The organism is Rhodococcus sp. Leaf278 (assembly GCF_001426085.1).
GTDB lineage: Bacteria > Actinomycetota > Actinomycetes > Mycobacteriales > Mycobacteriaceae > Rhodococcoides.
The window spans coordinates 86,559-109,006 of sequence record NZ_LMRR01000041.1; the positions used below are offsets into that span (position 1 = coordinate 86,559).

14 protein-coding genes are annotated in these 22,448 nt (G+C 66.7%); 8 read left to right on the forward strand and 6 right to left on the reverse strand.

Annotated features, from left to right (window positions below; all coding sequences use genetic code 11):
• Positions 1-23: 23 nt before the first annotated feature.
• The 3 genes from grpE to ASG84_RS20870 form a co-directional block, all read right to left on the reverse strand.
• Entirely contained in the window at positions 24-656 is a 633-nt protein-coding gene (gene grpE / locus ASG84_RS20860) for a nucleotide exchange factor GrpE (RefSeq protein WP_057478903.1), read from the reverse strand.
• Positions 653-2,497, reverse strand: a complete 1,845-nt coding sequence (gene dnaK / locus ASG84_RS20865) for a molecular chaperone DnaK (protein ID WP_057478904.1) — start codon at positions 2,495-2,497, stop codon at positions 653-655. The genes grpE and dnaK overlap by 4 nt, the downstream gene beginning before the upstream one ends.
• A 340-nt stretch (positions 2,498-2,837) precedes the next feature.
• Positions 2,838-3,338, reverse strand: a complete 501-nt coding sequence (locus tag ASG84_RS20870; RefSeq protein ID WP_057478905.1) for a hypothetical protein — start codon at positions 3,336-3,338, stop codon at positions 2,838-2,840.
• Between the two features lie 297 nt (positions 3,339-3,635).
• Between ASG84_RS20870 and treS the strand changes: the two genes are divergently transcribed.
• Both treS and ASG84_RS20880 read left to right on the forward strand, forming a co-directional pair.
• A complete protein-coding gene (treS, locus tag ASG84_RS20875) occupies positions 3,636-5,816 on the forward strand; it encodes a maltose alpha-D-glucosyltransferase (protein ID WP_057478906.1) in 2,181 nt (726 codons plus the stop codon).
• A gap of 40 nt (positions 5,817-5,856) precedes the next feature.
• Positions 5,857-6,417 carry a hypothetical protein gene (locus ASG84_RS20880; protein ID WP_156399641.1) on the forward strand — a complete coding sequence of 187 codons (561 nt, stop codon included), beginning with the start codon at positions 5,857-5,859 and terminating at the stop codon, positions 6,415-6,417.
• A 3-nt stretch (positions 6,418-6,420) separates the two neighbouring features.
• On the opposite strand, the gene ASG84_RS20885 is transcribed toward ASG84_RS20880, so the two are convergent.
• From ASG84_RS20885 to ASG84_RS28565, 3 genes are all read right to left on the reverse strand, one after another.
• Positions 6,421-7,881 (reverse strand): dynamin family protein, encoded by a 1,461-nt coding sequence (locus ASG84_RS20885; protein WP_057478908.1) that lies wholly within the window; start codon positions 7,879-7,881, stop codon positions 6,421-6,423.
• On the reverse strand, positions 7,878-9,686 hold the full coding sequence (locus ASG84_RS20890; protein ID WP_057478909.1) for a dynamin family protein: 1,809 nt from the start codon (positions 9,684-9,686) through the stop codon (positions 7,878-7,880). The genes ASG84_RS20885 and ASG84_RS20890 overlap by 4 nt, the downstream gene beginning before the upstream one ends.
• A 113-nt stretch (positions 9,687-9,799) precedes the next feature.
• Positions 9,800-12,418, reverse strand: a complete 2,619-nt coding sequence (locus tag ASG84_RS28565) for an IniB N-terminal domain-containing protein (protein ID WP_082521138.1) — start codon at positions 12,416-12,418, stop codon at positions 9,800-9,802.
• 261 nt (positions 12,419-12,679) lie between these two features.
• On the opposite strand from ASG84_RS28565, the gene ASG84_RS20900 reads away from it, so the two are divergent.
• From ASG84_RS20900 to ASG84_RS20925, 6 genes are all read left to right on the forward strand, one after another.
• On the forward strand, positions 12,680-14,485 hold the full coding sequence (locus ASG84_RS20900) for an Hsp70 family protein (protein WP_235581765.1): 1,806 nt from the start codon (positions 12,680-12,682) through the stop codon (positions 14,483-14,485).
• Positions 14,486-14,492: 7 nt separating this feature from the next.
• Entirely contained in the window at positions 14,493-17,000 is a 2,508-nt protein-coding gene (locus tag ASG84_RS20905; protein ID WP_057478911.1) for a helix-turn-helix transcriptional regulator, read from the forward strand.
• A gap of 59 nt (positions 17,001-17,059) precedes the next feature.
• Positions 17,060-18,190 carry a hypothetical protein gene (locus tag ASG84_RS20910; RefSeq protein WP_057478912.1) on the forward strand — a complete coding sequence of 377 codons (1,131 nt, stop codon included), beginning with the start codon at positions 17,060-17,062 and terminating at the stop codon, positions 18,188-18,190.
• Positions 18,187-19,827: an Hsp70 family protein gene (locus tag ASG84_RS20915; RefSeq protein ID WP_057478913.1), complete on the forward strand. Its 1,641-nt coding sequence runs from the start codon at positions 18,187-18,189 to the stop codon at positions 19,825-19,827. Before ASG84_RS20910 ends, ASG84_RS20915 begins: the two co-directional genes overlap by 4 nt.
• A gap of 75 nt (positions 19,828-19,902) precedes the next feature.
• On the forward strand, positions 19,903-21,201 hold the full coding sequence (locus ASG84_RS20920; protein ID WP_200936644.1) for a S1 family peptidase: 1,299 nt from the start codon (positions 19,903-19,905) through the stop codon (positions 21,199-21,201).
• A gap of 78 nt (positions 21,202-21,279) precedes the next feature.
• On the forward strand, positions 21,280-22,398 hold the full coding sequence (locus ASG84_RS20925) for a S1 family peptidase (protein WP_082521115.1): 1,119 nt from the start codon (positions 21,280-21,282) through the stop codon (positions 22,396-22,398).
• The last annotated feature ends 50 nt before the right edge of the window (positions 22,399-22,448 follow it).

Consider the following 22,448-nt stretch of genomic DNA (forward strand, 5'->3'; position numbering starts at 1 on the left):
TCCTCCTCTCGCGCTATGTCTGTTTACTGCTCCTCGGACGCAGGTGCATCCGATTCTTCTGTTGCACTGTCGACCACGCCGACCATTGCGGTCCGCAGCACGCGTTCGCCGAGCTTGTAGCCCGGACGCATCAGCGTTCCGACTACCGGACTGCTGCCGTCGCCCTCGTGGGAGACGGCCTCGTGGATGGCTGGGTCGAAGGCGTCGCCCTCGGCTCCGAAGGTGGACAGGCCGATGTTCGAGAACACCCCTGCCAGCTTGTCTGCCACCGACTTGAGCGGTCCGGTTTCGAGATCACCGTGCTGGCGAGCTCGCTCGAGGTCGTCGAGAACCGGAAGAAGCTGCGAGACGACGGACGCCTTCGCGTTCTCCGCTCCGGTCTGCTTCTCACGGTCGGTACGACGCCGGTAGTTGGCGTACTCCGCCGACACGCGCTGTAGGTCTGCGGTGAGTTCGGCGACCTGCGTGTCACGCGGGTCTTCCACTACGTCACCCTCGACGGTCCCTTCGTCCACCGAGTCGGGCTGGGGCGCAGCCCCGGTGCCCACGAGGGGCTCCGGAACTGCGTCACCTTCCCGTACTTCACCGGTCTCGGGATCGATCTTTCGCTTGTCCACGAAAGTGACCGGTTCTTGCTCGGTGTTGTCCGACGTCACTTCTTGTCCGTGTCGTCGGCGGGCTCGTCGACAACCTCTGCGTCGACAACACCGTCGTCAGCGGCCTGCGCGCCACCCTCTGCGCCGCCCTGTTCCTTGGCCTGAGCCTCGTAGATGGCGGTGCCGAGAGCCTGCGACTCGGTCGAGAGCTTCTCCACGGCGGTCTTGACTGCCGAGATGTCGCTGCCCGCGAGAGCCGTCTTGGCGTCGGCGATGGCGGTTTCGACGCGTCCCTTGAGCTCGGCGTCGACCTTGTCCTCGTTGTCCTTGACGAACTTCTCCGTCTGGTGGACGAGGGACTCGGCCTGGTTGCGAACCTCTGCCTCTTCGCGACGAGCCTTGTCCTCGTCTGCGTGAGCTTCCGCGTCGGCGACCATGCGGTCGATCTCTTCCTTGGACAAGCCGGAGCCGTCCTGGATCTTGATCGTGTTTTCCTTGCCGGTGCCCTTGTCCTTGGCCGTGACGTGCACGATGCCGTTGGCGTCGATGTCGAAGGTGACCTCGATCTGCGGGACGCCGCGAGGGGCCGGGGGCAGCTCGGTCAGCTCGAAGGAGCCGAGGAGCTTGTTGTGCGAGGCGATCTCGCGCTCACCCTGGAAGACCTGGATCTGCACCGAGGGCTGATTGTCGTCAGCGGTGGTGAAGGTCTCGGAACGCTTCGTCGGGATGGTGGTGTTGCGCTCGATGAGCTTGGTCATGACGCCACCCTTGGTTTCGATACCGAGGGACAGCGGCGTGACGTCGAGGAGCAGAACGTCCTTGACCTCACCCTTGAGCACACCGGCCTGCAGTGCAGCACCGACGGCCACGACCTCGTCCGGGTTGACGCCCTTGTTGGGCTCGCGTCCACCGGAGAGTTCCTTGACCAGCTCGGAGACGGCGGGCATACGCGTCGAACCACCGACGAGCACAACGTGGTCGATGTCCTTGACGGCGATGCCGGAGTCCTTGACCACTGCCTGGAACGGCGCACGAGTGCGGTCGAGCAGGTCGGAGGTGATCTTCTGGAACTCCGAGCGGCTGAGCTGCTCGTCGAGGAACAGCGGGTTCTTGTCGCCGTCGACCGTGATGTAAGGGAGGTTGATCGAGGTGCTCTGCCCGGAGGACAGTTCGATCTTCGCCTTCTCGGCGGCCTCACGCAGACGCTGCAGCGCCATCTTGTCCTTGGTCAGATCGATGCCGTTCTGAGCCTTGAACTTGTCGACGAGCCAGGTCACGATGCGCTCGTCCCAGTCGTCGCCACCGAGGTGGTTGTCGCCGGACGTCGCACGAACCTCGACGACGCCGTCGCCGATTTCCAGCAGCGAGACGTCGAACGTGCCGCCACCGAGGTCGAACACGAGAATGGTCTGCTCGCTGTCGCCCTTGTCCAGGCCGTATGCGAGAGCAGCCGCGGTGGGCTCGTTGACGATGCGCAGGACGTTGAGGCCGGCGATCTGGCCGGCTTCCTTCGTGGCCTGACGCTGTGCGTCCTCGAAGTATGCGGGAACGGTGATGACCGCGTCGGTGATTTCCTCACCCAGGTAGGCCTCGGCGTCGCGCTTGAGCTTCTGCAGCGTGCGCGCGGAGATTTCCTGCGGGGTGTACTTCTTGTCGTCGATCTCCACGGTCCAGTCCGTGCCTACGTGGCGCTTCACGGAACGAATCGTGCGGTCGACGTTGGTGACCGCCTGGTTCTTCGCGGGCTGGCCGACCAGCACTTCACCGTTCTTGGCGAAAGCGACGATCGACGGGGTGGTGCGTGATCCCTCGGAGTTGGCGACGACAACCGGTTCGCCGCCCTCGAGGACGGACACGACCGAGTTGGTGGTCCCGAGGTCGATACCGACCGCACGAGCCATAATGTTTCCTCCTGTTAGTGCTGGGGTTCAGTCCCTGGGTGAGCGAACTCCGCTCAAGTTTGCACAACGCGATGTTTCGCGTCAACTTCCAACTTGAGCCTCATCCACTCAAGGCTGCTGACCTGCACAACGGAGGGTGTGGCGAATTTGTTCCCGGGGGAGCGGCTGCGCCGCACGTGCATAGAAATTCGGTGCCTGCTACGAGGGCAGGAGTGGAGCCTGCGGAACGACCCGATAAGGCTTGCTGGTCACATGGGGCAAAGCCCCTCCACAGCAGTACGCCGCGACGATCAGCAAGGATCGTCGCGGCGCAGCGGGGAGAAAGTAGTGCGGACGAGAACTACTCGGCAGGCTCCTCGGCCGGCGCGGGGATGCAGCTGAAGCTGAGCAGCCCGGCCGTGATGTTGTTCATGAAGTCGGCGTCGAGGGCGCTGGCGAAGGCCGCGGCACCCGCGGGACGAGCGACCCATTCACGATCGACGGAGGGCACGGTGTACGTCGCCGCCTCGCCTGCCTTGATGGTCTTCTCGTTGTTCTGGCCCTGAACTCCGGGCAGTGCACCGTAGTTGACGTTGACGTTCGACGCGTCGTCCTCACCCTTGTTGTCCACCTTCACCTGCAATGCGACGACGCCGCCCTCGGGTGCGTCCTTCACCGTGGTGTCGCAGACAGCGGCCATGGTGACCACCAGGTCGGGGCTTTCGAGGACTGCGGAGCCTAGGGGCATTGCGGGCTCGGTCTCGGGTTCGGCCGAGGCCATGGGCACGAGGACGACCGCACCGATGCCGGCGGCCAGGGCGGCCGTCGAGGCCAGGATCGATGTGCGGGCAAGACGTCGCATGGACAACTCCTGTAGCTGAGGGGATGTGACCCGTGAGTCTGATGTGACTGGAGGGACAGTTGGTACCTGACTCACTATGGCCTATCGGAATCAGACATTCCACACCAGGCGGTCTCGATTCGATGACGTTCGCATATCAAAGGAAAACGCCCCCAACGAATTACATCCGTGTAGTTCGGCGTAGGTTTCAGCGGTCGACCGCCAAGGTTTCACCGTTCGGCGAACAGGGGAACCACAACCCTGCGGATCGGCCGCGCCCTACGTAGGGTTTCAAGAAAAGCGAGGCTACGGAGGCACATGGATCCCGAAGTGCAGCACGAACCGAGCGAGATCACCTACGACGAGAAGTTCTACCCGGCTCGGCCGAAACCACTTCGCCCCTCGGTGCGCCGCGCCAACCGGAGCAACAGCCCCACTCCCGACAGCGAACCGGTGGCGTCGAACCCGGAGTACGTGGACTGGCTCACCGAACAGTCGATGCTGCGCGACGCCAAGCTGATCGCCGAGCAACTCTCGGGTAAGGGCAGCATGTGGCAGAACCCGTATGCCGATCCCGATCCTCGCGCCGCCGTCGAGCGCGCACCGGTGTGGTTCACCGCGTATCCCATCTCGGTGATCAACGCCCCGCAGACGAGCTTTCTGAGCACCCTCGGCGACGAGAAGCTGTGGCAGGCGTTCTCCGAAATCGGTGTCACCGCAGTGCATACCGGCCCCGTGAAGGTGGCAGGCGGTATCCACGGCTGGCGGCCGACCCCCTCGGTCGACGGCCACTTCGACCGCATCGGCATGCAGATCGACCCGGCGTTCGGATCGGAAGAAGAGTTCCGACGCCTGTGCGTGGTGGCCTCGGCATACGACGGCATCGTCATCGACGACATCGTGCCGGGACACACCGGCAAGGGTGCGGACTTCCGACTCGCCGAGATGGCCGTCGCCGACTACCCCGGTATCTACCACATGGTGGAGATCGAACCCCAGGACTGGCACCTACTGCCGCGAGTGCGCGCCGGTGCCGACTCACAGAACATCGACGCCGAGGCCGAGGCCAATCTGGCTCGCGCCGGTTACATCATCGGCCAGCTGCAGCGAGTGATCTTCTACGAGCTCGGTGTGAAGGAAACCAACTGGAGCGCAACACCTCCCGTCGTCGGCATCGATGGCGTCGAACGCCGCTGGGTGTACTTGCACTACTTCAAGGCCGGTCAGCCGTCGATCAACTGGCTCGACCCTTCTTTCGCCGGCATGCGTCTGGTGATCGGCGACGCGTGTCACTCCATCGCGGATCTCGGCGCGGGCGCACTACGCCTGGACGCCAACGGTTTTCTCGGCGTCGAGCGTCGAGCCGAAGGCCCGGGCTGGTCCGAGGGTCATCCTCTGTCAGAGGCCGCGAACCACCTGATCGCCAGCGTGGTGCGCAAGATGGGCGGGTTCACCTTCCAGGAGTTGAACCTGACGATCGACGACATCAAGGCCATGGGCACCAACGGGGCCGACCTGTCGTACGACTTCATCAACCGCCCCGCGTATCAGCATGCGCTCGTCATGGGCAACACCGAATTCCTCAGGCTCACCATGACTTTGGCGCGCGACCACGGCGTCGACACGGCATCTCTGGTGCATGCGCTGCAGAACCACGACGAGATGACGTTCGAGCTCATCCACTTCGCCACTCTGCACGCGGAGGACGAGTTCTCCTACGGCGGCGAGACGGTCAAGGGCTGCGACCTGGGCGATCGCATTCGCGGTGAACTCACCGATCGGCTCACCGGGCGTTGGGCACCGTACAACCGGACATTCACGACCAACGGAATTGCTTGCACCACAGCAAGTGTCATCACCGCATCCCTCGGCATCCGCGATCTCGATCGGATGGACGAGGCCGACATCGAGACGGTCAAGCGAGCCCACCTGCTGTTGGCGATGTACAACGCATGGCAGCCGGGCGTGTTCGCCCTGTCGGGCTGGGATCTGCTGGGCATCCTGCCCATCGATGCCGCAGAGGTCGACGATCTCATTCGGGAAGGTGACACCCGGTGGATCAACCGTGGCGCTCACGATCTCATGGGATATTTCCCCGAGGCCGTCCGCTCGGAGTCCGGCATTCCGCGCGGACGCAGCCTGTACGGATCGCTCCCCGAGCAGCTGGCCGACCCGCAGTCGTTCGCACGGCAACTGGCGCGAATCATCGAGCTGCGCAAGCGGTACGGTATCGCCACAGCGCAGCAGATCGATATTCCGACGGTCTCGCACAAGGGACTGCTCGTCATGGTGCACGAACTGAGCCAGGGAACGATTCAGGCCACGGTGCTCAACTTCTCGTCCGACGAGATCAGCGCAACCATTCAGTCCAAGCACCTCGTGCCCGGCACGTGTGCCATCGACGTGTACGACGACAACGAGATCGCAACGGTGGACGAGCTGAACAGCTTCCCGATGACACTGCGTCCGTACGAGGGCGTGGCGGTGGTGCTGCGCTGAGGCAGCGGCTCAGCAGCCCGGCCCGATAGACTCCTGCACCGTGGCCGAAGAACCGATGGACCCGATCTCGCGCAGACCTCGGCCTGCGCGTCCGCAACCGCCGCGGCCGGATGTTTCCGTCGAGCCTCTTCGGCCACGGCAGGAGCCCACGCCTTCGGTTCTCCCGAGGCTGGCGACTGCGCTGTGGACGCTTACTGCGGTACTGATCCTCGTATTGGCGGCAGTCATCGCACTCAATTGGGAGCCCGTGCTGTCCGGTGTCGAAAGCGCTGTCTCACAGCAGGATTCGACGGCAAGCGCGGTCGACGTCCGTAACACGGCCTCGGCGACACTGTTGTCCAGCGGTGCCGCTGGAGCGGTGCTCGTACTGCTCGGATTCGTCGCACTGAATCTACTGCGCGGTGCAGCGACGTCATCCAAGGTCTTGATGGGCGCGGTCGGGCTCTTGACCATCGGTGCGGCCGTCACGTTCTCGACCTTCGTGTCCGACGCACCTGCACTGCTCGGCGGGGTTCTGCAGTGGGGACCGTTCGTCGTTGCAGCTGCGGCAGGCGCGGCGACCGTCGTCGCGCTCCTCCCGCGTAGGGCATCGACACGATAGAACTCAGGCCAGCGAGGCGAGTATCCCTTCGGCGCTACGGGCGGCGAGGGCACACGAGCCCGCAGTGAACCGATCCAGCAGCGGGTGCTCGGACAACCCACGCCACTTGTGTACTGCCGCCAGTGCGATCTCGCGTTGTTGACCGGGGCCGGCATCGGGCGGCAGGTTCAGACGTTCGGTGGCGGAAATACCGAAGCCGCCGATGATGCGCTGTAGGTCCTGCAGGGCTCCCTCGGGGAGTTTCGGTGTGGTGGAGCGTAATCGGCCGAGCAGCCGCAGTTCGGCAAAACCATGCACGTCCGCCAGCATCCGCCCGGCCTCGGTACGCAGGGCATGCGATTCCGGCCGGAACTCCAGAATTCGCTGCAGCGCAACCAGAGCGGAGTGCAGTTTCAGTTGGTCGGCTCGCTGACCGAACTGCACGTCGATCACCGAACGCAGTTCGCTCAAGCCGCTGCGTTCGACCAGATCGGCAGCCAGCGTGGGCGAATCGCGTACCCCCAGCCGAATCAGAGTGACTGCCATCCGAATTCCGAACAAACCGAAGCGGTCGACGATGCTGGCCCGCAGCGCGGCATCGACGGGCAGTGTGCTCTCGGGTCGCACGAAGCGATCAGCCGAGAGCATCGCCAACTGCAGATCCTCGGTCGGTACCGTCGCCAGCATCTCGAACGCAGCGAACTCGTTCTGCCGCAACGTTTCCGCACCGAGTGCGAGCAGTCCCGCAACCGGAACCACTGCCTGGCACAAACCGGTGGCTTCGAGTTCGGATGCAAACCTCGCGGCGACCTCCTTGGCCGACATCATCGCGTCCATCCGGCCCGAGCCAACCTCGTCTGCTCGGGACACCACCCCGATGACGCCGAGAGGACCCGAATCGCCGCCCACGTGCGCGCCGATCTGTCCGAGAAACGACACGTCCGACGCGTTGAGGGTGCGCAGCAGATACACGACGGCGTCGGCACCGGAGGACGAGTTCTCGGGGGTGAGCATGGCCAGCGTGCGCGCCGATACATCGCGCGAGAGCGACGACGTGCCCGGGGTGTCGATGATCGTCGTCTGCGCCAAAGTGCTGGCGGGCCATTCGACGTCCAGGCGATCGACCTGCGCGGCCGTCAACGACCCCAGATCGAAGGTCAGTCGGCCGTCCCGTCGCTGCACCGGCACGTTCGCCGCACGATCGCCGTCGTACCAGGCCGTGACAGCGGGCGTGACGCCGTTGCGATACCACGTGACGACCTTGGTGCATTCGGTCGCATCGGTCGGCGCAATATCCTGTCCGACAAGCGAATTGAGCAGAGTTGATTTGCCGGCCTTGAGCGAGCCGGCCAACGCCACCCGCAGCGGCTCGTCCAGTCGGTACAGACATTCGTCGAGCATCCACGCGGCTTCTGCGTCCCCCGCGTACGTCGATCGAGCAGCCGAGATCAGGTCACGCGCCCGGTTCAGAGCCGTCGCGCTCATACCGCCTCGTCCTCGACGAGAGCACGTGCGCGGGCATTCAATTCCGAGGCCACGCGCAGATCGTTCTCCAATTGCGCTATCCGCGAAGCACGGTCGGTGTTGTCGGCCGCGGCGGCTTCCTGCGCCGAGCGTAGTGATTCGTTCAGCGACCGCAGCGTCTGCTCGGCGATCGAGGTGAAGTGATCGCGCAGTACCCGCTGGATCTGCCGCAGACGGTCTTTGGACTCTTTGCCCACCTGAAAGCTGACGTCGTCGGTGAAGCGTCGGATCGCCATCTTGGCCTCGGAACGGCGCGCCTTGACGCGATTCTCCTTGTCCTCCTTGTAGGCCTTGGTGCCCAGCAGAACGCCCGCGCCGATCGAGATCGGGTTGAGCAGACTCAGCCCGACGAAGGTGGTGATCAGACCGAACATGAGCACGCCGCCGTAGGAGCCGCGCATTCCCACGAGGACTTTCTGGGTGATACCCACCCGACCGGATTCCAGCTCGGCCAACGACGAGACGGGTTCGAGAACGTTGTCCAGATCACCGAGATCGAGGTCGGGCAACGCTGCTGCTCCGGAGGAAGCGAAATGCTCGGCCACCAACTCCGAGAGCCACAGTGCCCGCTCGTGCGCCCAGACGAAGTTGTCGCCCACCGACGCGGCGATCTGCTCCTCCAGCCACTCGCCGAGTTGCGGCCAGTCCTTACCCGGATCCCCCTCGTCGACGGTCTCCTCCGCCTCGCGAGTGACGCGGCGCAACCGGTCGCGTAGATCGTGATCGATATCGGACGCCAGATCGGCAATGCCGTCACCGAGGGTCTGCTGCCATTGCGACGAGCGTTTGTGCAACTCTTCGGCGGCGGATTTGGCGCGCTGCAGACCGGCGACGGCCGCGGCCGCCCGCTCCGGATCCTTCAGCGCCGCAAGCTCACTGCCGAAGGACAGGGAAAGGTGCTCGGTGACCGAGCGAACGTCGAGTGAGACCGACGCGCGAGCCAGTACGTCCGCACGGGCAACCACCTCGTCGCGAAGAAACGCGTAGAGCTGTTGAAAACCGGACTCGGCGTTGAGCTCTTCGTCGTTCAAACGCAGTGCGTGCGAGCGCAACAGCGACGACACCGGGAGCATCTGCACGTCGATGCCGGCCCGCTCGAGGTGCCCGCGATTGGCCTCGACGATCTGTCGCCAGTGCGGATACAGATCGATCTTGGTGATCAGTACCGCCACGGCCGGGCAGAGGCCTTGCACCTGCCGGAGAAAGGACAGCTCGGGCTCGGTGAATTCGCGGGAGGCGTCGGAGACGACCAGTACAGCGTCGGCGGACGGAATGAGCCCCAATGTTCCTGCAGCGTGCGGATTTCCGTGCCCACCGACACCCGGCGTATCGACCAGGACCAGACCGTCGGCGAGCAATGGACTGGGCACTCCGATGTCCAGCCGCAGCACTTCACGACCCTGAGCCCGGGGACTCGCCGGGGTGACGGTGGTGACCTCGTCGGGCGGCACGTCGACGCGGATCGGCTCACTGCCCGGATCTGCGAGAACGAGCTGCGCGGAAAAGCTCTCGGCGTTCGACACCACCGTCGGGATCGCGGTGGTCTCGTCGTCGCCGACCGAGCACACCGTCAGATTGAGCAGCGAATTCACGAATTGACTCTTGCCCTGCTTGAGCGGTCCGACCACGATGATGCGTCGGCGCGGATCCAAGACTCGCATTCTCGCTGCCTCGACTCGATCGACCAGATCGGATCTTCCCGCCGATGTCGCCACCTTCGCGGTGCGACTCAGCAGCTCGGCCAGCTCCGTTGTGTGCCCATCCATGCTCTTGCTTCACAACCCGTTCTCGTCGACGTCCCCGAGCAGAACTCTAGCGACGACACGGCCCCGAGTGTGACGAACACACTCGGGGCCGTGCACTGGTGTCGCTGACCGAATCAGGGGTGCAGCGGATCGATGTCGTGATCGACCGTCACTGCGTGGCCGAGAGAATCGGCCGCCGAGTCCACCGAGCCGTGCAGGCTGCCGTCGCTGAACAGACTCGAATCGCTCTCGGCCTGGCCGAACACGTCGGAGTCGACGCTCGACCAGCCGGTGCCGGAAGAGGTTGCGCTGCTGTCGAAGGAGCTGGAGTGCTCGAACGATCCCGACGCTGCACCGTTCGCGGCCGAGGAAAGGCTGCCGCCTGCATTAGCCAGGCCCTCCGCACCGGATTCCAGACCGCCGGTGACACTGCCCGCTGCCTGGCCACCGATATCGGCAGCGGAATCAAACCCGCCGCCCACGGACCCCGCAGCGTCGACACCAGCATCCAAACCCCCGGTCACCGTCGAGGCGACTTCGCCGCCGAAAGAGCCGCCGGCCTCGAGCCCCCCTCCGACGTTCGACGCGATCTCGCCGCCCACCGAGGTGCCGGCGTCGACCACTCCACCCGCAGCACCTTGGATGCCGCCGGCGACCGACCCTGCAGCACCGGCTGCACCTTCGAGACCCGCGCCGGCCGATGCTGCCGCGTCCAGGCCGGTATCGACAGCACCGGTCGCGGTTCCCTGCAGACCTGCGCCGGCCGATGCTGCCGCGTCCAGTCCGGTATCGACGGCACCGGTCACGGTTCCCTGCAGACCTGCGCCAGCCGAAGCTGCGGCGTTGACGCTGCCGGCCACTCCGCCCGCAACTCCCCCGGCGATCCCGCCGCCCAGGCTGCCGAGACCGGCGAGTCCTCCGGTGAGTCCTGCGCCGGCGTCGGCCAGCCCCGAGAGACCTCCGGTGACGCCCGCGCCTGCATCGGCGACGGCTGCCAGCCCGCCGGTGACGTCTGCTCCCACATTTCCGACCGCAGCAAGTCCGCCTGTCACACCGTCGGCAGCGCCGCCGACACCGGCAAGTCCGCCCGTCACACCGCCACCGAGTCCACCGATACCGGCGAGACCACCGGTCACACCGCCACCGAGACCACCGATACCGGCAAGACCACCGGTGACACCGCCACCCAGTCCACCGATACCGGCAAGACCACCGGAGAGGTCAGCGCCGACTCCGCCGACTCCACCCAGAGCGGCCTCGACGGTTCCCGTGAGATCGGCTCCTGCTGCCACCGCGGTATCGATCGCTCCGGTCAGTCCCGCGCTCAGGTCGGTTCCGGCACCGAGTACGGCTCCGAGGTCGAGTGCTGCACCGGTGTCGAGCACCGTCTCGAGAGCGGTGCCGAGCTGGGCTCCAGCCGCTCCGCCGACGCCGAATGCGGCTCCGAGGATGCCTTCGAGGTTTCCGGTGACTCCACCTTCGATGCCGCCCATGACACCGCCTGCGAGGCCTCCGCCGATGCCTGCACCTGCGCCGATGACGCCGTCGACCGCGGTGTCGATGGCCGCCGTCAGGCTGCCGATCGCGCTGGTGTCCAGGTCGAGTGCCGTTCCGAGTGCGCCTCCGACGACAGCACCGATATTGCCTCCTGCGGCCAGCAGGCCGTCGACGTCGAGGTCTGCGAGCGCACCGGCGTCGAGGACGGCTCCGAGTGCGGATCCGATGGATCCGGCAATGGCACCGTCGGCGGCGAAGAGCCCGCCGAGGCTGCCGCCGATGCCACCGGCGATGTCGCCGATCAGTGCGCCGCCGGCACCGACTGCGCCGTCGAGAGCAGCACCGACGTCGGTCGTGAGATCTGCACCGACGGTCCCGAGGCCCGCGAGTGCGCCGCCGATTCCGGCGGTCAGAGCGGCACCGAGGTCACCCGCGATGTCCAGTCCGGCTCCGGCACCGAGGGCGGCGTCGAAGACTCCACCGAGCGCCGTGCCGAGCTCGGCTCCGACGGTTCCACCGACTCCGAAGATCGCGCCGAGCGCGCCGCCCAGTCCGCCCTGGATGTCGGCCAGTGCGCCGAGGTCGACGGCACCGGTCGCGCCGATAGCAGCGTCGAGTGCTGCCTGCAGCTGTGCGGCGATGTCGCCACTGATCTCGCCGCCGATGTCTGCACCTGCGCCGATCAGTCCGGTCAAGGCAGCGCCGAGACCGACGGTTCCGCCGAGCAGACCGTCGAGATCGAGATCCAGATTGCCTCCGAGTCCGCCGCCGATGCCTGCGCCCGCGCCGATCAGAGCGTCGAGGGCACCACCGAAGGCAGTGCCGAGCTCCAGACCGATCTGACCGCCGACGGCCAACGCTGCAGCGAGAGCAGCCTGCAGGGATGCCTCGATCTCACCCGTCACATCGATTCCGCCGGTCAAGCTGCCGCCTGCAGCGAGTCCGCCGCCGGCAACTGCGCCTGCAGCGAGTCCGAGTCCGGCAGACAATCCGCCGCCGAGGCTCGCCCCTCCGGCAAGTGCGCCCTCGAGGCCGGCCGATCCGCCTGCACCCAAGATGGCCGACAGCTGGCTGCCCGCTCCGGCGAACAGACCCGACTCGGCGACCAGCGGTGCTACGGCGACGATGTCTGCGTGGGTCACGTCGCCGAGGCCTGCGGCGGCCAACGTGGTCTCGGGGTTGGCGCAGTAGGCCGCCGCGGCCTGGTCGTCGCGCAGCAAGCCGAGAATGAAATCGAGTACGGCGTTGGTAGCCATCTGGGTCTCCTTGACGAGTGGTCGTTCGTGGTTGATCACAAAGCTATGCATCGGAGAGCCCCCGCCCAACGGGGCCGATCCCCCTACTACCCCGGGGTCCGCCAGGGGGCTTTCGTTAGGGGATCTGAGCGCTTTAGGGGATTTCACTCGTTTCACGCTCTAACCTGCTGTGAGACGTAACGAACAACGGACGCGGTCCGACAGTGCGGGTGACGGCAGTACTACTGACGGCTGAGGCGAGATGAAGGCGGCGACATCACTATGAACGGCAAGAGTGCAGCCTGCGGAATGACCGGGACAGGGCTCGGCATACGTATCGGTTCGGTGACAGCGGCTGCTGCACTCGACACCGACCCCGTTACTTCCGTCGTCAAGCGTTCGGCACTCGATCTTCGCCCCGGCGCGGCTCCGAGCTTGGCCGAGCTGTGGGACGGATCGGGCCGCCATCTGATCAGCGGGTTCGCCGACCGAGTGGGCGACCCGGTGGAATTGATCGACGACGACGGCCGCAGTCACCGTGCCGAGGATCTGTACGCCACCGCCGCTCGCGCACTCGTGGCCGAGGTGTCCGCCGGAGCCGATTCCGCCCCCACGGTCGTCGTCGCCCACCCCACCCGCTGGACGGCGTACACGGCCGAGGTCCTCGGCGAGGCATTGGATCGCGCCGGCCTGGCCGACGCCACGCTGGTACCCGAGTCCGTTGCCACGATGCGCTGGCTCGAGGTGACTCGCGGACCACAGGCCGACGGCCTCGCCGTGATCTACGACCTGGGTGCCAGCGCCCTCGACGTGACCCTGATGCGGACCGGCACCGACGCAGGCGTCGTCGGCAGCGGCGTCCACTCGCAGGAATTCGGCGGCGCGCAGTTCGATCACGCGATCATGCAGTACGTCCTCGATACCGTCTCGGGAAGTCAATCGTTCGAGTTCGATCCGTTCGACCCCGACACCGTCGGTGCGCTGGTGGAACTGCGAGCACGGTGCGGCCAGGCCAAAGAACAACTCTCTTACGACACGTCCACCTCGCTCACCGTGGACCTGCCCGGTCTGCACACCGAGGTTCGCCTGGTGCGCTCCGAGATCGAGGAACTGGTACGCGCATCGCTGCTGGCGTCGGTCGGGGTCGTCCGTGACGCCGTGGCCGCCGCGGGGCTCGAGGTCACCGATATCGACCAGGTGGTGCTCGTCGGTGGCAGCTCGGCCATTCCCCTTGTTGCCGAACTCATCTCGTCCGAACTGCGCGCCCCCGTGGTGGCCGGTCCGCGTCCGGAACTGACCGTTGCGATCGGAGCCGCGATACTCGGAAGCGACATCGCCGACGCCACCGCCGCCGAAGATGCAGCCTCCCTGGCTGCGGTCCCGACCGCGTCCGTGGCTACCGCTGCCGCCGCCCCGATGCCTCGCCCCACCCCGAGACCGGCCCCGACGCCTACTGCGGTGGAATCCGACGCAGGGATGTCCGGCCGCAAGAAGGCCGGCCTCGTCGCCGGATCCGTTGTCGTCCTGGCTCTTCTCGCCGGCGGAGGCCTGTCGGTGGGTACCGCGTTGACCTCGGACAACACGGCACCGGCCGAGTCCAATGCCGACATCTCGAGCACCGAAACACCGGGAACCACCGCGGCTGTCGCGGACGCATCGACGACGACCACGACTACGGGCGAGAACGGCGCTGCTGCAGTCGGATCCGAGGGCGCTCCCACCACGGTCGTCAACGCCGACGGCACCGTGACGCAGATCGATCCGGCCACCGGTGCCCCGGTTGCCGGTGCGCCCGCGGCGGGAGCACCCGCGCAGGCCCCTGCCGACAACGGCGCAGCAACCGTGCCGACCATCCCATCGGTCGCGGCTCCGACGGTGCCCAACTACCAACCACCGGCTGTGCAGGTGCCACAGGTTCCCAGCTACCAGCCACCTACGTACCAGGGCCCGACTCTCGGCGATGTCGGCCAAGGTGTGGGTCAAGGTCTCGGCGGCGTCGTGGGCGGAGTCGGTGACGGACTGGGCGGTGCGGTCGGTGGCGTCGGCGACGGTCTCGGCGGAGCCCTCGGCGGCCTGACCGGTCGATAAGCCGACCGTGACCAGCATCCGGCCCTCCCTCGTCGGCGTCGAACGCGCCGATCGTTTCGTTCGTGATGCCCTCGCCACCACGGGGTTTCATGTTGTTGTCGGAGCGAACGGGTCCGGTCGCTCCGCAGTTCTCGACGCGATCGGCGCGGCGGTGGATCCGCACCCGGGCAGCATTGCCGACGCCCCGTCCGGCTCGACGGTTCTCGTCGACGACGCCCATCTGCTGTCGGAACAACGGTTGGACGAAATTGCCGCGGCAGCAACGCGGTCGGACATCACGCTGATCGTGGCCACGGCTCCGCGCTTGTTCGATTCTCGGATCGAGAAGTTGATCGCGTCCGCCGGTTCCGGTCGACTGACTCTGGTTCCGTTGGACAAGACGTCGATCGCCGCACGGGCTGCCGCCACTGCACGGCCCATCTCGGCGGCACTGGCCACTGCCATTGCGAAGTCCACCGGGGGAATCCTCTCTGCCGTCGACGCCGCCCTTGCCGCGCTATCCGCAGAACTCGCCGACCCTTCACCCCTGCGAGCGGTGACCGAAGCCGTTGCGGCACAGCATCGTCGGATGCTGCTCGACACCTCCGACGACACTCGGGCGCTGTTGCTCGCAGCTCGATTCGGCATAGCACCGGATCCCACGACGGCCGCGCAACTGATCGCGCGCACGAACGAAGTCGAATCTGTCGTCGATCTCGCCTGCAGCTCCGGCCTGCTCGACTCCACCGGCGCGTTGATTCCGGCCGCCGAGGTTCCCTTGACCGAGCTGATCGGTGATCGGCGCTGCCGCGTCCTGCTCCAGTCCGTCACCGACGTCGCATCCCGATCCCGCCTGCTCGACGCCACCGCCGCGCGTGCGCTGGCGCAGCGAGGCGTCGTCCATGTCGGTTTGGCCGATTTTCTTGTACAGCAAGCAGATTGGGCACCGGTCGAGGCAGCCGGCGCGCTGTACGATGCAGCTGTCGACGCCGGTTTCGATCCGATGGTGCTCGCCGCCCGTCGGTCCGAGGTCGCGGCCGCCACCGGCGACCTGGACGAGGCGGGGCGCTATGCCGATGCGGTACTCGACAGCGCCGCCGTCTGTGATTCCGCGGATCTGCGGACCGCGGTGCGGGTCTCGGCCGCGATTGCCGCGCAGCGCGGAATGCTCTCCCGCAGTGCGCAACTGTTCGGATGGCTCGGCGAGAATCGACTCGGGCCCGACGGGGTGTGGGCCGCTCTGTCCGCTGCTGGAGCCGGCGATCGTGATGCTGCAGACCGGTCGATGACCGCAGTGTCAGCACTTGCGCCGACGTCGAGCACTGCATCCGGCACCTTGCTGGTGGCCGGCGTCCTCGGGTCGATCGACTCCCGCAGCGCAGCCGGCTCGAGCGGTGCCGCGCACTCGCTGATGCGCGCACTGTCGTTGACCGGCAACGTATCCGACCGTTCGTGTGCCACCGACACCGCCGCGGCCGTCGCAGCCCTGCACGCCGTGCACTGCGGCGACCTCGCTCGCGTAGATTCCATTCTGGCCCGAGCCCTGCCCGAACAGCGTCCCGGATCCGAGGCGCACACTCGACTGATCCTCCTCGGGGCATGGGCGTCGATGCTGCGGGGCGATGCCGCCGAGGCGAGTGTTGCGCTCGATGGACTGCGGATACCGTTGTCGCACATGCGCAATCAGCTCTTCCTGCACGCGATCCGGGTGGGCCTGGCTCGCAGGTCGGGTGACGCAGGGTCGTTGATTACCGCATGGACCGGCGCCCAGAACGTCATCGCCGAATACTCGGCAGATCTGTTCGCGCTGCTCCCTCTGGGCGAATTGCTCTTGGCTGCAACCCGACTCGGCCAGGTCGACCGCGTCGAACACCTCGTCGCGCATGCCGCCGATCTGCTCGCAGCGCTCGGAGATCCGCCAGTCTGGGCGTCTGCGCTGAACTGGTACCAGGTCCAAGCGGCCATCGTGGCCCAGACTCCCGACGCGCTGGTGCCGCACGCCAAGGCCCTCGCGGCTGCCGCTCCCACCCACCCGTACAGCGCCGCCCTCGCCGCCGCCGGCCGCGCCTGGCTCGGGGTGTTGCAGGGCAGGCCCGATCCGGCCGATGTGGAGAACTCGGCACGGACGCTGACCGCGTTCGGGCTGCCCTGGGATGGAGCCAGACTGGCGAGCGAGGCCGCGCTGACCGTCTCCGATACCGCGACCGCCACCGCACTGCTGCACATCGCCAGGTCGCTGCGCCAATCCGGGTCGCAGCCGCCCACCGCGCACCGCCGCGAGAGTTCCGGAACCACGCCCACCCCGACCGGATCGTTGAGCGAGCGCGAGGCCGAGGTCGCCGAGCTGCTCGTACTCGGAGTCACGTACCGCGAGGTGGGTAGCCGCCTCTACATCTCCCCGAAGACCGTCGAACATCATGTGGCTCGCATACGGCGCAGGCTCGGGGCCGAGTCTCGCTCGGAGCTCATCTCGATGCTGCGCGCCATGGGATACGGAGGCTCCACCAGCACATCGAGCAGCAATGTAACTGTGTGAGGGCCGGAAGCGACATAACGACCGACCATCGGTAACCGATCAGAACAGGCAGCATCCCCATGACCGAGCAGCCCGGCAGTGTGAGGATCGGCACGCCGGACGTCGGCCTCTATCTGGACGACGAACGTGCCGTGGCTGCGGTGTCGCATCCCATTGCGCCCGGCCCGTCACTGCACCTGGCGTCGCTGCACTCGACCGTGCTCAACACCCATCCCGACGGCACCGTCTCGCTCGGTGACACACCCGGCGAGAAGTCGGAGGCGTACACCCACTTCCTCGACTCTCTCGCCGACGGCGTCGGCGTCACCGGCAGCAAGGGGACCGTCTTTCCCGCCGAGCAGCTGACGTCGATGGCGCTGTTGTGCCTGCTCACCGAGGTCGCGTCGTCGATCGATCTGCAACCAGGCGACCTCGCCGCGGCCGCCACCTACCCGGCCCGCTGGACGGCCGAGCAGGTCTTCGCATTGCGTTCGGCGATGAATGCGCACGGTCTCGCGCACGTATCGCTGGTGGCCGAAGCCGAGGCGCTCGCTGCGTGGAACGCGTCGGTGCGGGCGACCCTTCAGAGCAAAGACTCGGCCGTCGCCGCGGCGCGTGGTGCTGCGATTCTGGCGTCTGAATTCCCCGTCGAAGCGGTCACCGAGCAAATAGCGGTACTGACCCCCACCCGTTCCGACCGTCGCCCGCTGTTCGCGGCGGCGGCGTTCGCCTCTGCGTTGATCGTCGGCGCGTCCCTGATCGCGCTGCAACTGGGTACCTCTTCCGACACGACGGTGCCCACCATCGGCAACGCGCAGCTGATTCCGCCGACAACGTCCTCCGGGACCGGTGCCGGCGGCCCGATCCAGTTCCCCACCGTCGTCGTCGAACCGGCCGCCGAGATCGCGCCGGTCCAACCTCTTCCGCTGGAAACGACCGAAGAATCGACCCCGGCCGAGACCCCCGAGACCTCCGAGAACCCACGACGCAACGCGGACCCGACCGAGATCGACACCCGTCCCGCCGTAGAGACACCCGACATCCGCGACCGCGAGGACCCGCGTGAGACCGTCGATCCGGTCGACCCCGAACCAGTGGTCCCGGCCGACGAAGACACCGAGGACACCGGCGAGACGACCGACCCGGACACGACCGACCCGCAGTCCGACACCGAGCAGGCACGCGACGCAGGGACAGAGGGAACTCCATGAGCGGTGCGGGCCATCTCGGAATCACCGTCGGTAACACCCGGTCGGTGGCAGTCCACCGCGTCCGCACCGACGACGAACCGACGGTCGTCGTAGTACCGACGACCCTGAGATTCGACGACGACGGCCGAGCTCATCTCGGCGAACCCGCCGACACAGCGCCCTTCACCCGGTTCGTGGACCTGGTCGGTCAGCAGGAGGACCTCGAACCCGACGCCGCCGCGTACCGCGCCGAGGATCTGATGGCGAACGCGGCCAACTGCCTGGTCACCATGATGTCCTCGGCAACCGAGTCGGCCGACGCACCCGTCACGACCATGACGTACCCGACGCGATGGCCGCGCGAGAGCGTTGCACTGCTGCGCGATGCCCTCGATCACGCCGGCCTGACCGCAGTCGCCCTGGTGCCCGACGCAAAAGCCGCCAGCACCTTCGCGCAGCGCCACCCCGGCACGGCCGCCACGGTGATCGACATCGGCGCTACCGGCACCGACATCTCGACGTATCCCGGCGGCGGAACGGTTCGCACCACCGCCGTCAGCGGAGACGTCTTCACCGATGCGCTGTTCGATCACGTGGTGACCGATCGAGACCACATCGATCTGTCCGACGCCGCAGTCCTGGCCGCTCTCGCCGGCGTCGTCGCGTCCTGCGAGGCAGCCAAACACGCACTCAGCACGGAAGAGAACGCCACCATCTCCGTCGATCTGCCGGGGCTGTCGCAGACCACGACCGTGACGCGATCGGAGTTCGCCGACCTGGTCGCGCCGTCGGTACGCACGCTCGACGTGCCGCAGACCGGCACCGTGGTGCTCACCGGCGGCAGCGCCGAACTGGAGTCGGTGGCCGCCGGGATTGCCGAACGGACTTCGGGTGATCTAGTGGTCGAGCCACTGGCAGCACCCCGAGGCGCACTGCTGCTCGCCGAGGTCGACGATGTCGACGGCAACTCCCTGGTCACCGGCGCCGCGCCGATCGTCACCCGTAACGACGGCGCCGATTCGCTCGATACCGACGCCATTCCTGTTGTGCCACAAGAGAAGTCCCTTGCCTTCTCCGAGGCCATCCCAGCGGTGGCTCCGATGTTCGAGCCCTCGGAGTTTCGGTCCCATCCGGTCGAACCGGCCGAGGAGAACACGTCGAACACCGGTGCCGCACCGGCCGTGGCCCCCGTGGTCGCGTCGACGGATGCGACGAAGGAACGCAGCGAACGCTCGCGCACCATCACCACGATCATTGCCGGTGCCGCGGCGGGCGTGGTGATCGTGCTGGCGATCGCCGCGATCAGTGGCGTGTTCAGCAATTCGCCCGCTCCGACGCCCCCGGCCGTCACGGATGCAGGCTCGCCGGTCGTCACCTCGACCCGCACGCCGCCGACCACAACCACCACTCCCGCTGCGGCCGTCGTCGCGCCGGAGGTGGTCGACGAACCGACGTACGAGCCGTACATCCCGCCCCAACCCGCGCCGCTGCCTGCGCCGCCACCCGCCCCGATCCCGACGCCCCCGCCCGTGGTCACCACCACCGTCCCGGTGCCGACGACGACCCCGGTGACGACCACCCCGGCCGCGACGACCACAACGCCACCTACTACTACGTCTGCAACAACACCGACATCTTCCGACACTGCTACCCCCTGACCTGTGCAAACACTGGTTCAGCGGCTCATGCCCTAGGGTGGGGCGCTGATACCAAGCACCCGATGAAGGGATTTCATGCGTAACACCGGGGCTCTGCGTACTGCAGTGCTGTGCTCGACGGCTTTCGTTCTGTTCGCTTCGTTCTCCGGGACAGCGGCCGCCGAGCCCGTTGTCCAATCTCCCGCCGATCGGCTTCCCGCAGAGCTCGTCGAGGCTGTGCAGCGCGATCTGAAGATCTCTCCGCAGGAGTATCTCGATCGGGCCGCTCGTGCGCAGGAATTGTCCGCCTACGCATCGGACTTCCGTGCCAGCCGCCCCGCTGATTTCGCCGGCGCATGGATCGGACCCGACGGCAACGCCGTCGTCGCAGTCACCTCCCCTGCTGCAGCACAGGCAGTGGCCAAGGACGGATACGCCACAGCTCAGTCGCCGGTGTCGGCGGACGGGCTCGAGAAATCTCTGGCCGATCTCAACGGATGGATCGCCGGCCTCCCCCGCGAGATCTCCGAGCAGATCAACGGCACGGCGATCGACTTCATCGACAACCAGGTGGTCATCGACCTGGTGAACAGTCCGATCGGTAGCGCACTCAACCTGCCGACGTTGCTGGCCAACATCAAGGTCATCCTCTCCCCCGGTGGAAACAAGCCGGTCGACCCGGCTCCCATGGGTGGCGACACCTACGTCACCAGCACCGGGCCCATCGCCGACGCCCCGACCACCGACATCAGCGTCTGCTCGTTCGGGTTCAACGCCGTCGACTCCTCCGGCGACGCCGTCAATTTGACTGCCGGACATTGCAATCCGAACAAGGCCACCGGAGCCGGCGGCGCACCGGTCTACCTTCCCGATCCGTCGGACATCAAGCGCAGCACGCAGATCGGCTCGTTCGATCGGTCGAGCCTGGGCGCGCAGGACGGCCTCGACTGGTCGGTGATCGACCTGAACGACAGCGGTATTTCGTCCGGCCTCGACCGTCCCACCGTCCGCGGAGCCAACGGCAGCACCGTCACGATCACCGGAACCGCAGCACCCGTGATCGGAGCGCCGGTCTGCAAGTCGGGTCAGTCCTCGTCGTTCACGTGTGGCGTTGTTGCCGCCGACCGCGTCGAGACACAGCTCTACATGGAGGACGGCACCTCCCGCACGGTCCGTGGATTCGCCAGCACCGCGTGCACTCTGGCCGGCGACAGCGGCGGTGCCATCGTGACCGGAACACTCGCGCTCGGCATCACCAGCGGATCCAACAGTGGTGGCGCACCCGACTGCAACGAGGCAAATCTGGCATTGGCCCAGTACGGGGGCACTGCGAGTCTCGGTATTCCCATCGATCAGGTCATCGGCGCAACCGGAGCGACCCTACGAACCGAATGAGCCGGTAGGTCGACGCCTGCGCACCCCCTATAGTCAGTGAACGGCATCACATCGTTGATGCCTCGGGGGAGGGGTTTCATGCGTCGCCGTGGGCTGGGGTTGTCGATTGCCGTGTCATGCGTGATAGCGATGGCGGTGTTCGCGCCCGTTGCCACTGCCGCGCCCGCAGCGGGTACGGATCCGGTGCTGCCGCCCGAGCTGGTCGACGCCGTCGCCCGCGATCTCGGGCTCGATCCGCACCAGTTTCTCGAACGAGCCGACGCGGCAAGGCGTTTGGCGGAGTTCACTGCCGCTGTCGGTTCCGAGGCGATCACGGGTGCCTGGCTCGATACGGACGGTCGGCCCGTCGTCGCAGTGGCGGACGGCCACACCGATACCGAGGTGGCCGACGCCGCGTCGGCCAAGGGGTTCGCAACGGTTGCCTCCGGGATAGAGATTCCACAGGCGGTGCACGACGCCGTCGACCCGCTGGTGGAGCTACTCCCCTTCGATGTCGCGCCCACGGCCGGTCCCATTCGGGCCAGTTCGTATCTCGGCGGAGACAGCTTCCTTGCGGGCACTCCGGCCGGCCTCGGTCTGCGTTGCTCGCTCGGATTCAACGCCGTCGATCCCGCCCGCGGACCGGTCAACATCACTGCGGGCCACTGCGATCCGGCCGCCACCGGTTCCGCAGGGTCGACCGGCGCTTACCCGATGTACGGGAGTCTCGTCGGGTCGAAGTTCGGCTCTTTCTACCGAACCAGCCAGTCGCCCAACGATTACGCCCTGATCGAGATCGACGACGCCAACGTCGGAGAGTTCGAGAGCAATGCGGTGCGAGTGCCCGGCTCGGGACCGCTGCACGTCACCGGAACGGTGGATCCCATCGTGGGTGCACCGGTCTGCAAGTCCGGTTCCAGGACCGGATTCAGTTGCGGCACAATCTTGTCCACGGGCCGGAACGTCGCCATGGGTGAGGCCGTCATGGACCGAAGCTTCTCCACGTCCATCTGCGCTCTCCGCGGCGACAGCGGTGGCCCGATCGTCAGCGGCACCCTCGCCGTCGGCATCGCCAGCGCGTCGAATGTGGGCGATCAACCGTCCTGCGAAATCGCGATGGTGTTCAGCATGCTGCAGGGCCAACGACCCGAACTGTTCGCCACCCCCATCAACGACGTGTTGGCCGAGAATCCCGGACTGACGGTCCGTACGTCGTAGCCACACGCAGCGCACAAAAAACCCGCACCCTCGACGAGAGTGCGGGTTTT

Coding starts and splice junctions, on each gene's coding strand:
- ASG84_RS20915 (WP_057478913.1), top strand. CDS start 18,187: ATGAGCGGTGCGGGCCATCTCGGAATCACCGTCGGTAACACCCGGTCG.
- ASG84_RS28565 (WP_082521138.1), bottom strand. CDS start 12,418: ATGGCTACCAACGCCGTACTCGATTTCATTCTCGGCTTGCTGCGCGAC.
- ASG84_RS20910 (WP_057478912.1), top strand. CDS start 17,060: ATGACCGAGCAGCCCGGCAGTGTGAGGATCGGCACGCCGGACGTCGGC.
- ASG84_RS20925 (WP_082521115.1), top strand. CDS start 21,280: ATGCGTCGCCGTGGGCTGGGGTTGTCGATTGCCGTGTCATGCGTGATA.
- ASG84_RS20900 (WP_235581765.1), top strand. CDS start 12,680: ATGAACGGCAAGAGTGCAGCCTGCGGAATGACCGGGACAGGGCTCGGC.
- dnaK (WP_057478904.1), bottom strand. CDS start 2,497: ATGGCTCGTGCGGTCGGTATCGACCTCGGGACCACCAACTCGGTCGTG.
- ASG84_RS20920 (WP_200936644.1), top strand. CDS start 19,903: ATGCGTAACACCGGGGCTCTGCGTACTGCAGTGCTGTGCTCGACGGCT.
- ASG84_RS20885 (WP_057478908.1), bottom strand. CDS start 7,881: ATGAGCGCGACGGCTCTGAACCGGGCGCGTGACCTGATCTCGGCTGCT.
- treS (WP_057478906.1), top strand. CDS start 3,636: ATGGATCCCGAAGTGCAGCACGAACCGAGCGAGATCACCTACGACGAG.
- ASG84_RS20870 (WP_057478905.1), bottom strand. CDS start 3,338: ATGCGACGTCTTGCCCGCACATCGATCCTGGCCTCGACGGCCGCCCTG.
- ASG84_RS20890 (WP_057478909.1), bottom strand. CDS start 9,686: ATGGATGGGCACACAACGGAGCTGGCCGAGCTGCTGAGTCGCACCGCG.